This is a genomic window from Rhodococcus sp. 14-2470-1a, from assembly GCF_002259425.1.
Lineage (GTDB): Bacteria > Actinomycetota > Actinomycetes > Mycobacteriales > Mycobacteriaceae > Rhodococcoides > Rhodococcoides fascians_E.
Genome location: NZ_NPFZ01000028.1, coordinates 239,653 through 252,255, shown reverse-complemented (window position 1 = coordinate 252,255; position 12,603 = coordinate 239,653). Strand labels below are relative to the sequence as shown.

The following is a 12,603-nucleotide window of genomic DNA, read 5'->3' as shown; positions in this document are numbered from 1 at the left end:
TTCATACGAGCAGATGGAGGCGAGCAGACCGACAGGCACCCCATCGTTTGAAGCGATCAGGAGTCCGCTGGAGGAGCTTTCTTCGCTGCAGCTTTTTTCGCCGGGGTCTTCTTGGCAGGCGTTTTCTTGGCAGCAGTTTTCTTGGCTGCGGCTTTCTTCGCCGGGGTCTTATTGGCTGCGGCTTTCTTCGCCGGGGTCTTATTGGCTGCGGTCTTGGTGGCCGTTGCCTTCGTGGTGGCCTTCTTGGTGGCGGCCTTCTTGGTGGCCTTCTTCTTCACCGGTCCGCGGGCACGCCTGTCCGCCAAGAGCTCCGAGGCGCGATCGTCGGTGATGGTGGCGACGTCGTCGTCCTTGCGGAGGCTCGCGTTGGTCTCGCCGTCGGTGACGTAGGGACCGAAGCGGCCGTCCTTGATCACCATCGGCTTCTCGCTGACCGGGTCGGTGCCGAGCTCACGCAGAGGTGGCTTCGCTTCACCTTGCCGTCCGCGTCGCTTCGGCTCGGAGTAGATCTTCAGCGCCTCGTCCAAGGTGACGGTGAAGAGCTGCTCCTCGTCGGTCAGCGACCGAGAGTCCGTGCCCTTCTTCAGGTACGGGCCGTAGCGACCGTTCTGGGCGGTGATTTCTTCCTTGGATTCCGGATCGACGCCGACGACTCGAGGCAACGACAGAAGCTTGAGGGCGTCCTCGAGCGTGATGGTCGCCAGATCCATCGACTTCAGCAGAGAACCGGTGCGGGGCTTGGGTCCGGTGGCCTTCTTCGCCGCCTTCTTGGCCGGAGCCTTCTTCGCCGCAGCTTTCTTCACTGCGGTCTTGGTGCCACCTCCACCGTCCGAGTCCTGTGGAATCGGCACGATGTCCGGCTCGGGAGGAGTCGGTTCCGGCTCCGGCTCGGGCAGGATCTCGGTGACGTACGGACCGAAACGCCCTTCCTTGGCAACGATTTCGTGACCCGTCAGCGGGTCGGCACCGAGCTTGCGGCCTTCCTGCGGGGTCGCGAACAGTTTTTCCGCGAAGTCGATGGTCAACTCGTCCGGCGGCAGATCGTCGGGCAGGTTGGCGCGCTGCGAGATCGGATCCCCATCGGGATCGTCGTCGTTCTTCACCATTCGCTCGAGGTACGGGCCGTAGCGCCCGACGCGTACATGGATCTCGCGGCCCTGATCGTCGTCGAACAACCTGATGGAGTTGATGACGCGAGCGTCGATGTCCTCGAGGTTGGTGCCGACCATCTTCTTCAGGCCACCGGACCTCGCGACGGAGCCCTCGGCCCCTGTGTCCCCACCGAAGTAGAAGCTCGTCAACCAGTCGCCGCGGCGTTCACGACCACCGGCGATGGCGTCGAGGTCGTCCTCCATGCCCGCCGTGAAATCGAAGTCGACGAGCCGACCGAAGTGAGCCTCCAGCAGCGCGACCACCGAGAACGCCACCCACGACGGCACGAGTGCGCTGCCGCGTTTGTAGACGTATCCGCGGTCGAGGATTGTCTTGATGATCGACGCGTACGTCGACGGCCGGCCGATACCCAGCTCTTCGAGGGTCTTGATGAGCGACGCCTCGGTGTACCGAGCGGGTGGGTTGGTGGTGTGGCCGTCCGGATCGAGCTGGGTCGCGGTGACCGCGGCGCCTTCCTTCAGCGCAGGGAGCCGAGACTCGGCGTCGTCGGACTGACCGCCTGCCTCGTCGTCGACGCTCTCCACGTAGGCCTTCAGGAAGCCCGCGAAGGTGATGGTACGGCCGGACGACGAGAACGTGCACTGTTCGCCGGTGCCCGCGGTACCGGTGATGCGCAGCGTCAGCGTCGTGCCCCGCACGTCGGCCATCTGAGAAGCGACGGTCCGCTGCCAGATCAGCTCGTACAACCGGAACTCGTCGGTCTGCAGCGCGGAGTGCAACTGGCCAGGCGTCTGGAACACATCGCCTGCAGGCCTGATTGCCTCGTGCGCCTCCTGGGCGTTCTTGACCTTGCGCGTGTACTGACGCGGCGACGGATGCACGTACTCCGCACCGTACAGCTCGGTCGCCTGCGACCTGGCCGCCGAGATAGCCGACTCCGACAGCGTCGTCGAGTCGGTACGCATGTAGGTGATGTAGCCGTTCTCGTACAACCGCTGCGCGACGCGCATGGTGCGCTCGGAGGAGAACCGCAGCTTGCGGCCTGCTTCCTGCTGCAGCGTCGACGTCATGAACGGCGGGTACGGCTTACGGGTGTACGGCTTGTCCTCGGCGGACGCGACGGTGAGGTCCACGCCCTGAAGGGCCTCGGCGAGGCGTCGGGCACGCGGTTCGTCCAGAACGGTGACACCGTCGGACTTCAGCTTTCCGTCGGCACCGAAATCACGACCCGCAGCCACGCGAGAACCGTCGACGTTGACCAGCCGCGCGCCGAAACTGCGCGGCGACGCCTCTGCCCCGGCATCGAGGGTGGCCGAGATGTCCCAGTACTCGGCGCTCCGGAACGCCATTCGGTCGCGCTCGCGCTGAACGATGATCCGGGTGGCGACGGACTGCACACGGCCCGCCGACAGCTTCGGCATGACCTTCTTCCACAGCACCGGCGACACTTCGTAGCCGTAGAGCCGGTCGAGGATGCGCCTGGTTTCCTGCGCGTCGACCAGATCCTGGTCCAGCTCACGGGTATCGGCAGCGGCCGCGAGGATGGCCGGCTTGGTGATCTCGTGGAAGACCATGCGTCGAACAGGGATCTTGGGATTCAGGGTCTCGAGGAGATGCCAGGCGATGGCCTCACCCTCGCGGTCGGGGTCGGTGGCGAGGAAGAGTTCGTCGGCGTCCTTGAGCAGGCTCTTGAGCTCGGCGACCTTGCCCTTCTTCTCCGGCGAGACGACGTAGAGGGCCTCGAAATCGTGGTCGACGTCCACGCCGAGGCGGGCCCACGGCTCACCCTTGTACTTCGCGGGGACGTCCGCGGCACCGCGTGGAAGGTCACGGATGTGGCCGACCGACGCCTCGACCACGTAGTTGCTCCCCAGGTAGGGGGCGATCTTCTTGGCCTTGGTCGGAGACTCCACGATGACAAGGCGGCGCGGCTGGGCACCGCCGGTGGTGGTATCCCCCGTGCCGTTCTTGCGTGTTGCCACCTTGCTGCCGAACCTTCCTCGTTGCGTCCTGTAGAGCCACTCCGCGAGCAGTTTCTACCTGTCGAAACCGACAATCGTGCCGGTCCGCCTGGTAACAGAGTGGCATACGACGTCAAAATACTCGCAGATCAGCTTCACATCTTCTTACTCGGCGGTCGGCCAACTGGTACGTGCGTCCGGATTTTCCGGCGCAGGTCCGACGTTCTCGACCAGCCTCAGCATTCGCCTGCGCCCGGTGATGCGGAGCCCTGGATTGGAGCCTCGGGTGCCGATGAGAGTGGGAGCTATCCCTGCTCTCATCAGCGACTGAGCCAACGGGGCGTGCGTGTCGGGCGCATGCGGATCCAGTCCCAGAACATACCGTTCGCCCTCGGCTTCCGGTCGGCCGCCTGCGAGCACCCACGCGCGGAGCTCGCGGGCGCCGGGCACCCAACCCGGCGGCATCGACTTGACCGCGCCCTTCGTCCACAACGACGCGAGTGCCGACAACTCGGGCACCGACGCCGTCCGCACCAGCGGCCTGTCCTCCTCGGACCGGCCGAGTTCGGACACGAGCCCGCACTCCGCCATCAGGTCCGCGATGGCCTCGGCGCGCCAGGACGAATCGACGACGACCGAGATGCGAGCACCGGACGCCGACAGAACCACCTGCCCGGTGGACGCGAGAAGTCCACTCAAGTCGGTCACCGACGGCGGCAGCGACTCGGCGGAGAAGAAGGACAACTGGTTCACAATGTGGACAGTAGAACAAAAGCGGGAGTGGAGCCTGCAGGAACGACCCGAAGGGCGGGAGTGGAGCCTGCAGGAACGACCCGAAGGGCGGGAGTGGAGCCTGCAGGAACGACCCGAAGGGCGGGAGTGGAGCCTGCAGGAACGACCCGAGGAGACAGTGTCGGCAGTGGCCGTGGATACAACTCATCCCCCTTCGCTTCGGCATGCACCGAAAGCGATAGGGGGATGAGAGGTGTCGATTCCGCTCGCGGGGAGCGGGGTGTCGATCAGACTGCGCGAACTCCGGTTGCCTGGGGTCCCTTGGTTCCCTGGCCGACCTCGAACTCGACGCGCTGGTTCTCCTCGAGGGTGCGGAAGCCGCTGCCCTGGATCTCGGAGTAGTGGACGAAAACGTCAGCGGAGCCGTCTTCTGGTGCGATGAATCCAAAGCCTTTTTCGGCGTTGAACCACTTCACAGTTCCCTGTGCCATGCTTTTCCTTCTCTTTCTAACACCGGATGCGGTGGGCAGCACTTACAGTCCACCGGGCCGGTTCCGACCGTTGTACTTCCTGAATTCCCCCTCAGGCGGAACCCGCGTCCGACAGGCGTTGCCGAACCACAGACCCCTTCAGGAAACGCTCCAAAAGCACACCGCCCGCAACATAAGATCCTGCGAGCGTGAAAACGAACACAGAAGCTGCGACCGGTTCAAGTCAACCACGCTTTTCGCGTTTCCAACAGTCGAAAAAGTCAGTTTTCGCACATTTTGTTGATCTTGACGCTTCTCACCGGCAGATTTGCGCCGCCCGACCCCTCTCACCAGCACGTATGCCGAGGCGCCGTCGTCGTGCGAATGACCGACCGATAGCATGAAACCCGCAGGTCGCGACGTCATCGCGACGCACCTGCAACAGAACCGAAACATGGAGAGCAGTAGTGACCCAACCAGATCCAACGCCGACGGGTCATTCGAACAGTTACGGCAGGGTGCTTCTCGACCGAGTGCTGGCGGGTACTCCGTCGGGCGAGCAGCCCCTCACCCACGTCGCGGAGCTACCGGGTCGCGAGGCCCAATTCACGGACTGGCCAACATGGTTGAAGCCCGAAGTAGCCGCCGTCCTCCGTTCTCGCGGCATCGCACGTCCGTGGACACACCAGGCGCACGCGGCAACTCTCGCCCACAATGGTCATCATGTTGTCCTGTCAACCGGCACAGCATCCGGGAAGTCTCTGGCATACCAGATGCCCATCCTGTCCACACTTCTCGGCGATCCACGAGGCACCGCGCTCTATCTGGCACCGACGAAAGCGCTCGGTGCCGATCAACTACGCAGCACCATCGCCGTCACCGACGAGTTGCGCGCTGATGCACCGGAACTGGCCGAGGTATTTCCCAGCGCCTACGACGGGGACACACCGATCGAGATCCGTCAGTGGGCACGCGCCAACGCCCGGTGGCTCTTCACCAACCCCGACATGATCCACATCGGGATCCTCGGCGCACACGAGCGTTGGGCCAGGTTTCTGCGCAATCTCCGCTACGTCGTCGTCGACGAATGTCACTACTACCGTGGCGTGTTCGGATCCAACGTCGCCTTGATCCTGAGGCGCCTCCGCCGAATCTGCGCCCGCTACGGCGCGACCCCGACCTTCGTCCTCGCCAGCGCCACCACGTCCAATCCAGGCACGGCCGCGTCGAGGCTCGTCGGCGCACCGTGCGAAGAGGTGACCGACGACGGATCTCCGCACGGCCCACGCACCGTCGCGCTGTGGGAGCCCCCGCTCATGAAGGAGATCACCGGCGAGAACGGTGCGCCAGTCCGGCGATCCGCGGGCGCGGAGGCGTCGCGCATCATGGCGGACTTGATGGTCGAGGGCGCGCGCACACTCACGTTCGTCCGTTCCCGGCGCGGCGCCGAGGTGACCGCGCTCGGCACGCAACGCCTCCTGGCAGACGTCGACCGGGACCTTCCCGGCCGCGTCGCGGCCTACCGCGCGGGGTACCTCGCCGAGGACCGACGAAAGCTCGAATCCGATCTGTCCGACGGCACCCTGCTCGGTGTCGCGACCACCAACGCACTGGAGTTGGGTGTCGACATCGCCGGACTCGACGCCGTGGTGGTGGCCGGGTTCCCCGGCACGGTGTCCTCGTTCTGGCAGCAGGCGGGTCGGTCCGGTCGACGAGGTGAGGGGTCGCTCGTCGCCCTCGTCGCCCGAGACGACCCACTGGACACCTACCTCGTTCACCATCCCGCCGCCCTGTTGGACAAACCGATCGAGGCGACCGTCACCGATCCGTCGAACCCGTATCTCCTCGCACCCCAGATGCTCTGCGCCGCAGCCGAACTACCCATCACGGTCGACGAGGCCGCCGAGTTCGGAGCCGAGGCAGTGCTCGACGGTCTCGCCGCGGACGGGTTGGTACGCAAGCGACCGCACGGTTGGTTCATCACGCCGGACGGCCAGCAGTACGCCCCGCACGCGTCGGTGAACATCCGCGGTGGAACCGGCACCCAGGTTGCCATCGTCGACGGCGGATCGGGGCGGATGCTCGGGACGGTCGACTCCGGAAAAGCACCGGCAACAGTGCATCCCGGTGCAGTACACATTCACCAGGGTGAGAGCTTCGTCGTCGACGATCTGAACCTGGAGGACGGTCTGGCTCTCGTTCATCCCGAGCAGCCCGATTGGAGCACGTCCGCCCGCGAGACCACCGACATCGCCATCACCGACATCCACTCTCGACGCACTCACGGTCAGGTCACCGTCGCGCTCGTTCAGGTGAATGTCACGCACCAGGTCGTCGGCTACCTGCGTCGGCTGCACTCGGGCGAGATTCTCGATTCGATCGAGCTCGACATGCCGGAGCAGACGCTCGACACCCGTGCCGTGATGTACACGATCACCCCGGAGTTGCTGGAGGACAGAGGAATTAGCGCCGAACGGTTCCCTGGCTCCCTGCACGCGGCGGAACACGCTGCCATCGGTCTGCTACCGCTGGTCGCGACCTGCGACCGATGGGACATCGGCGGCGTCTCCACCGCGCTCCACCCGGACACCGGACTTCCGACGGTGTTCGTCTACGACGGATACGACGGTGGTGCCGGCTTCGCGGATCGGGGACATCGAGCGATCGTCGAATGGCTGGAGGCGACGAAGGAGGCGATCACCTCGTGCGAGTGCCCGTCCGGGTGCCCGTCGTGCGTGCAGTCGCCGAAATGCGGAAACGGTAACGACCCCCTCGACAAGGACGGCGCTGTGACGGTCCTGGATGCCGTGGTGGCCGCAATTCGCCCGTCGTGATCGGCCACACGACGGCGCCGCAACTTTTGTAAGTTGTGGGCGAGTTCGACCGCTTAGCTGCACAACTTCCCGTCGGATGGTGGACTTCTCTTCAGGAGACGAGGAGAGGTGACCATGTCGACGGTGTCGCTGATCGATCACGAGGTGTCCGAGCCCCGATCCATCCGGGACCTGGTGGGCGCGCACCACTTCGCAACGTTCACCTACGAAGTCGGACGCGAGAAGATCCGCGAATTCGCCCGCGCGGTCCACGACGACCACCCCGCCCACGTCGACGATGCAGCCGGCCACGAATTGGGACACGACGGCATCATCGCGCCCGTCACGTTCGTCGCCGTCATCGGCGCAGCCGTGCTGCCGGAACTGTTCGAGAACCTCCTCATCGGTTACGGGCTGAAGGACATTCTGCACTCCGACCAGCAGATCCTGCTGCACAGAACGATTCGAACCGGCGATGTCCTGGGGAGCGACCTGTGCCTGGAATCGTTCCGCCAGGCCGGTGGCAGCGACATCATGGTCACCAGGAACGAAATCTGCGACTCGGCTGGCGAACCCGTCGTCACCACCAGAACCACGTTCGTCGCCCGGACCGACGAGCGGCGCGACAACGGCGTCACCGCCGCCGACGACGGATTCGGCAGCCTGCTCGACGGGATCATGCGCAGAGGCGGTTAGGGCACGAGTGGAGCCTGCGGGGTGACGGTCAGGGGCCTGCGCGGGCCGAGGCCATTGCATCGCGGATACCCAAGCGTCCCAGCGTCACCGAGACAGTGACTTCGACGACGACGTCCCACCCCTCGACGGTGCATGCCGACACGGATCCGCCGACGCGCTCGACGATGTCTCGGCCCGTGGCACACGCGTCCACGACGCCTCGATCGAGCGCACCGGCCGCGGCGAGGGCCCCGAGATCCGCAGCCGACTGTGCTCGGTGGCGCGCGCCGACGGCGGAACCGACGTGCACGACGGCTATCACCACCACCAGCAATGCGGTCAACGCGAACGCCGCGGTCACCGTCACGCTGCCCTTGTCCTGTGTTTGGAATCGAGCGGCTTTCATTCGGGTATCGATTCCATGACCGCCACCGCATCGGCCGAGACGGTGAGCCCCGGCAGCAGCGTGGACGATTCGACTCGAACGGTCACCATCCCGTCCTCGGTGTTCACCGACATCGTGGCTCTCGCAGGTAGCAGCGATCCCGATACGTCGTCACCTCGGGCCACGAGCCGAGCAGCTTCCCTGGCTGCATCGACGCACCGGACATGCTGCGACACGGCGGTGATCGCACCGATGCAGGTGATGACGACGGCGACGATGGAAGCGAGCGCGATGGCCGCCTCCACCGTCGCCGATCCGTCGTCGGCTACACCGAAGTGGCGAGCGCGCGATCGATGATCCCGGTCAACGCATCGACGATCGACGAGCCCGTGACCACCGTGTAGAGAATCGCACCGAACGCCGCCGCGGCGATGGTGCCGATGGCGTATTCGGCGGTGGACATCCCGTCGTCGTTCACCGCGGCGAGAATCAATCGCGTCCTGGCCTGTTGCATCACAGCTTTCATGGTCTTCCCCCTCATTGACGTCCGGACCGGCGTACCCGGTCCGGAATTCCAGTCGTGGCGTCACAGGACACCACCTCCGAGCACCGAGCTCGCCAATCCGATCACGACAGGGACGATGCCGAGACAGACGAAGGCGGGCAGGAAACACAGTCCCAGCGGCCCACTGACGAGCACTCCCGCTCGTTCGGCTTCCGCCGCCGCGGCGTCCTCGGCGCTCGCGCGCTCGGAGTCTGCCAATTCCGCGACGGCGTCGGCGAACGACGCACCCGATCGGGAGGATCGACGAGCCATGCGCGCCAACGCTTCCACCTCGGGCAGTGCACCGACTGCCTTCCACGCATCGTCCGGGTCGGCGCCGAGACCGAGCAGATCCGCTGTGGTTCGCAGAGCGGTGGACACGTCGGGTGGAGCCATCGTCGACACCGCGCGAGCCGCGGCCCCTGCCGGCAGTCCACCGGCGAGGCAGGCAGCCATCATGTCGAAACACGTTGCCACCGCATGCCGATCGACGACGGTCGTGGTCGCGCTCTTCTCGGCGACGCCGCCCTCCCCCACTACCCTCCCGAGTGCACTCCTGTCCGCCGGTGCAGTGATCAGAGCAGCTGCGGCACAGAGCATCGCAATCCCGATCATCGGCATACCTTGTCGGTGATGGCATCCGTCCACAGGAGTCCGCCGCAGACGAGTGCCGTTCCGATCACGAGGAGAATGCCGCCGAGCCCTCCTCCGAGGAGCACCGACAGTGGAGACGCTCCCATGGCCTGACCGAGGCCGACGCCCACGATCGGCAGGCACGCGAGGACGGTTCCGGTGGCGCGGGCACCTGCCAGCGATGCCTGGGTACGGTCGCGGAACCGATTACGCGCCTGCATGTCTCTGCGAGCCGCGCCGAGCAGCCGGGCCAGGGCGAGACCGTGGTCGTCGGCGATTCGCCATGCGGAGGCGACGATGGACAGTGGGCCGGAGATCGCTGCGTCCGGTACCGACAGCCCATCGTGCGCACGCCCACCCATGCGTGCGTGTCCGGAGGCGCGTTCGAACGCGATCCCCACGGTGCCGGCGCTTTCCGCCGCCGCGACAGCCGCCGCCGACGCAGGATGCGATCCGACTCCGAGTTCTCCGATGACGGTGTCCAGTGCGGCGATCAAACGTGCGGATTCGGTACGGAACTTCCTCTTCTCGGTTGCGGATCGTCGACGCTTCCACACTGTGGCCCCGACGATCACAGCGGCGAACAGTGCATGAACTCCCGCGAACCACACGAGGGCGACCGCACCGACAACCGCCGAAACTGGAACGATCGCTGCTCGGTACCGCACGGCAATCACTGGCGGAGTGCGGAGCGATCGAAGGCGAGCCTGCGGACCGGGAACGGCCAGAAGCGCAGCTACGCAGAGCAGTACGCCCACCGCGGTCACAGCGAGTCCATCCGACGGCGAATCATGTCGTCCAGGTCGGCTCTGCCACCGGCGGTACCGTCGATCGACCATGCCGGCAGCACCCCCACTCGGCCCGTCGCGTCGGGAACGAGCACAGCGATCTCCCTCAATCGCCTGCGGCCGTTGGACGATCTGTGCACGTGCAACACCACCTGAACCGCAGCGCCGAGTTGACTGTGCAGCGCATCTCGCCCCATGCCGCCGAGCGCCGCGAGCGCCTCCAACCTCGCGGGTACCTCGGCGGGAGAATTGGCGTGAATGGTGCCCGAGCCCCCGTCGTGTCCGGTGTTGAGCGCCGTCAGCAGGTCGACGACCTCAGCTCCTCGTACCTCACCCACCACCAGACGATCCGGCCTCATGCGCAGTGCCTGACGCACGAGCTGGCGCACGGTCACCTCGCCGACACCCTCGACGTTCGGCGCACGCGCCACCATCCGCACGACATGAGGATGAGACGGGGCGAGCTCGGCGGCGTCCTCGACACACACGATCCGCTCGGTTGCGTCGACCTCACCGAGAAGCGCGGCGAGCAACGTAGTTTTTCCCGCGCCCGTACCCCCGACCACCAGGAAAGCCAACCTGGCCCGCACGACAGCGCGCAGCAGCTCTAGCGCCTCCGGATCGACGGCCCCGCGCTCGGCCAGCGCTCCCAACCCCTGAGTCGCCGGCCGGAGCACCCGCAACGACAGGCACGTGCCGCCGCGCGCAACCGGTGCGAGCACGGCGTGCAGCCGGACCCCGAAGGAACCGTCACCGACCCCGGGCAGTTGACCGTCGACCCACGGTTGAGCATCGTCGAGGCGTCGGCCCGCCGACAACGCGAGCCGTTGACACAGGCGCCGCACGGCCGTCTCGTCGGCGAAACGGATTCTGCTGCGCTCCAATCCGACTCCCCGGTCCACCCACACCTCGTCCGGCGCGGTCACGAGGACGTCCGCGACAGCCGGGTCACGCAGCAGCGGCTCCAGCGGCCCGGCGCCGGTGAATTCCGTCTGCAGAGTCCGCAGTGCAGCCAACAGATCGGTGTCGCTGAGCACCCCGCCGGCCTCGATCCTGATGGCTGCAGCCACGGTCGTCGGTGTCGGTTCCTCACCCGCGCCGGCAAGCCTGCCCCGCACCCGGTCGAGAAGTTCCCCCGTCACGACGGCGCTCATGCCGCCCACCGTCCCTGCTGAGGCTTACGTGCGAACGTCTCCAGAATGTCCGACGCCGCACGACGCAGCGGCGATCGCGCCGAGAGGGTCAATCCACCACGTTCGACGCGTCGGGCAAGCCCCGGTTCGGGACGCATGCTCGCGAGCAGCGGAAGGCTCAACGCGTCGGCGATGTCGGTGCTGCGGAGCCCACCCGGGGCGGGACCTCGGACGACGATGCCGACGTTGGAGTTCCTGGCGCTCAGGTACGCCGACGCGTTCTCTGCGGCGGACACCGACGCCAACGTCGCGGTCACCACGAGCACCACGAGATCCGCCGCGTCGTGGTAGATGTCGGAATGGGATCCGATGGTGCGCGGTGCGTCGCAGACCACCAGATCGCCGATGCGTCGTCCGGCGTCGACAACCGCGGACGTCGACGCCTCGCCCTGGCCCGCGCCGGGCGTTCTGGTGGCCACGCTGCCGGCCGACAGCACCGACAGATGTCCGACGGTGGGGAGCGCACCCCGGAGCGCGTCGCCGGAGATACGACCGGCCTCGACTGTCAGCCCCGGCCAGCGGAGCCCCGGGCTGGACTCCCAGCCGAGGAGCAGGTCCATTCCGGCGCCGTACTCGTCTCCGTCCACCAACAACGTTCGGATGTCTCGTGAGGACGCGGTGAGGGCTATCGCCGCAGCAAGGGTGGACGCCCCCGCTCCCCCGGTCGCACCCGTCACCGTGATGACTCCACCGTCTCCCGCGGATTCGCCCGGCTCGGCGTTGAGCAACGCGATGAGCGCGCCGTCGTCGCTCGGCAGTTCCATGACGTCGGACGCGCCGAGCGCTGTGGCCAATTTCCAGTGATCGACGCTCGCAGCACCGGGGACGACGACGGCAACTCCCGCTCGTCGCGGTAGCGACAGGCGGACTGCTCTGCCGTCTACCAGGACGACACCGGCGTCCTCCCATTCGAGTCGCATCGAGAGCGGAGGCTTACCGACCGGTAAGTTCCGATCTAACACAACACAATCCGCCGCGGCTGCTACCCGCAGAACTTCTGCTCGCAGGGCAGCATCATCGGTCAGCAGCAAGCACGGTCGAGTGCGTCTCGTCCCGGTTCGGTCGGTGTCCATGGCCAGAAGCTTGAACGCGGAATCGGCTCGCCACCAGGGGGCGGTGCGCGATTGTGGATGAATCGGGGGGTTGTGGATGAATTACTGGACACCCGTACCAGATTTCTTGCCCCGAACAGAGGACGACCCTCGCCAGGGGGGGAGGAGGCGAGGGTCGTCGGGTTCAGCCCCGGGGGGTCGGGCTGAACACGTCCGAGCTAGTCGGACTGCACCGATACTACAC

At 66.2% G+C, this 12,603-nt stretch carries 12 protein-coding genes; 2 read left to right on the top strand and 10 right to left on the bottom strand.

Annotation, left to right across the window (positions count from 1 at the left end; translation table 11 throughout):
- Window positions 1-56: 56 nt before the first annotated feature.
- The 3 genes from topA to CH292_RS16875 all read right to left on the bottom strand — a co-directional run bounded on the left by topA (window position 57) and on the right by CH292_RS16875 (window position 4,297).
- Window positions 57-3,095: a type I DNA topoisomerase gene (topA, locus tag CH292_RS16885; RefSeq protein ID WP_094655282.1), complete on the bottom strand. Its 3,039-nt coding sequence runs from the start codon at window positions 3,093-3,095 to the stop codon at window positions 57-59.
- A 144-nt stretch (window positions 3,096-3,239) separates the two neighbouring features.
- On the bottom strand, window positions 3,240-3,827 hold the full coding sequence (locus CH292_RS16880; RefSeq protein WP_019662973.1) for a hypothetical protein: 588 nt from the start codon (window positions 3,825-3,827) through the stop codon (window positions 3,240-3,242).
- A 266-nt stretch (window positions 3,828-4,093) separates the two neighbouring features.
- Window positions 4,094-4,297 carry a cold-shock protein gene (locus tag CH292_RS16875; protein ID WP_005248460.1) on the bottom strand — a complete coding sequence of 68 codons (204 nt, stop codon included), beginning with the start codon at window positions 4,295-4,297 and terminating at the stop codon, window positions 4,094-4,096.
- Between the two features lie 497 nt (window positions 4,298-4,794).
- On the opposite strand from CH292_RS16875, the gene CH292_RS16870 reads away from it, so the two are divergent.
- Together CH292_RS16870 and CH292_RS16865 are read left to right on the top strand one after the other, a co-directional pair.
- The gene (locus CH292_RS16870) at window positions 4,795-7,110 is read left to right on the top strand and encodes a DEAD/DEAH box helicase (protein WP_019662972.1); all 2,316 of its coding nucleotides are present in this window, start codon (window positions 4,795-4,797) and stop codon (window positions 7,108-7,110) included.
- A 114-nt stretch (window positions 7,111-7,224) separates the two neighbouring features.
- Complete coding sequence (locus CH292_RS16865; RefSeq protein WP_033190227.1) at window positions 7,225-7,785, top strand: MaoC family dehydratase N-terminal domain-containing protein; 561 nt, start codon at window positions 7,225-7,227, stop codon at window positions 7,783-7,785.
- A 28-nt stretch (window positions 7,786-7,813) separates the two neighbouring features.
- On the opposite strand, the gene CH292_RS16860 is transcribed toward CH292_RS16865, so the two are convergent.
- Genes CH292_RS16860 through ssd form a run of 7 tightly spaced genes read right to left on the bottom strand, consistent with a single transcriptional unit; the run spans window position 7,814 to window position 12,380 of the window.
- On the bottom strand, window positions 7,814-8,170 hold the full coding sequence (locus tag CH292_RS16860) for an Rv3654c family TadE-like protein (RefSeq protein WP_019662970.1): 357 nt from the start codon (window positions 8,168-8,170) through the stop codon (window positions 7,814-7,816).
- A complete protein-coding gene (locus CH292_RS16855; protein WP_019662969.1) occupies window positions 8,167-8,454 on the bottom strand; it encodes a TadE family type IV pilus minor pilin in 288 nt (95 codons plus the stop codon). Before CH292_RS16855 ends, CH292_RS16860 begins: the two co-directional genes overlap by 4 nt.
- 20 nt (window positions 8,455-8,474) lie before the next feature.
- Window positions 8,475-8,675, bottom strand: coding sequence for a DUF4244 domain-containing protein (locus CH292_RS16850; RefSeq protein WP_019662968.1), 201 nt, complete (start codon window positions 8,673-8,675; stop codon window positions 8,475-8,477).
- Between the two features lie 60 nt (window positions 8,676-8,735).
- On the bottom strand, window positions 8,736-9,314 hold the full coding sequence (locus tag CH292_RS16845; protein ID WP_094655281.1) for a type II secretion system F family protein: 579 nt from the start codon (window positions 9,312-9,314) through the stop codon (window positions 8,736-8,738).
- Window positions 9,305-10,093: a type II secretion system F family protein gene (locus tag CH292_RS16840; RefSeq protein ID WP_094655280.1), complete on the bottom strand. Its 789-nt coding sequence runs from the start codon at window positions 10,091-10,093 to the stop codon at window positions 9,305-9,307. Before CH292_RS16840 ends, CH292_RS16845 begins: the two co-directional genes overlap by 10 nt.
- Window positions 10,090-11,268: a TadA family conjugal transfer-associated ATPase gene (locus CH292_RS16835; RefSeq protein WP_179277988.1), complete on the bottom strand. Its 1,179-nt coding sequence runs from the start codon at window positions 11,266-11,268 to the stop codon at window positions 10,090-10,092. Before CH292_RS16835 ends, CH292_RS16840 begins: the two co-directional genes overlap by 4 nt.
- A complete protein-coding gene (gene ssd, locus CH292_RS16830) occupies window positions 11,265-12,380 on the bottom strand; it encodes a septum site-determining protein Ssd (RefSeq protein ID WP_094655278.1) in 1,116 nt (371 codons plus the stop codon). The genes CH292_RS16835 and ssd overlap by 4 nt, the downstream gene beginning before the upstream one ends.
- Window positions 12,381-12,603: the final 223 nt, after the last annotated feature.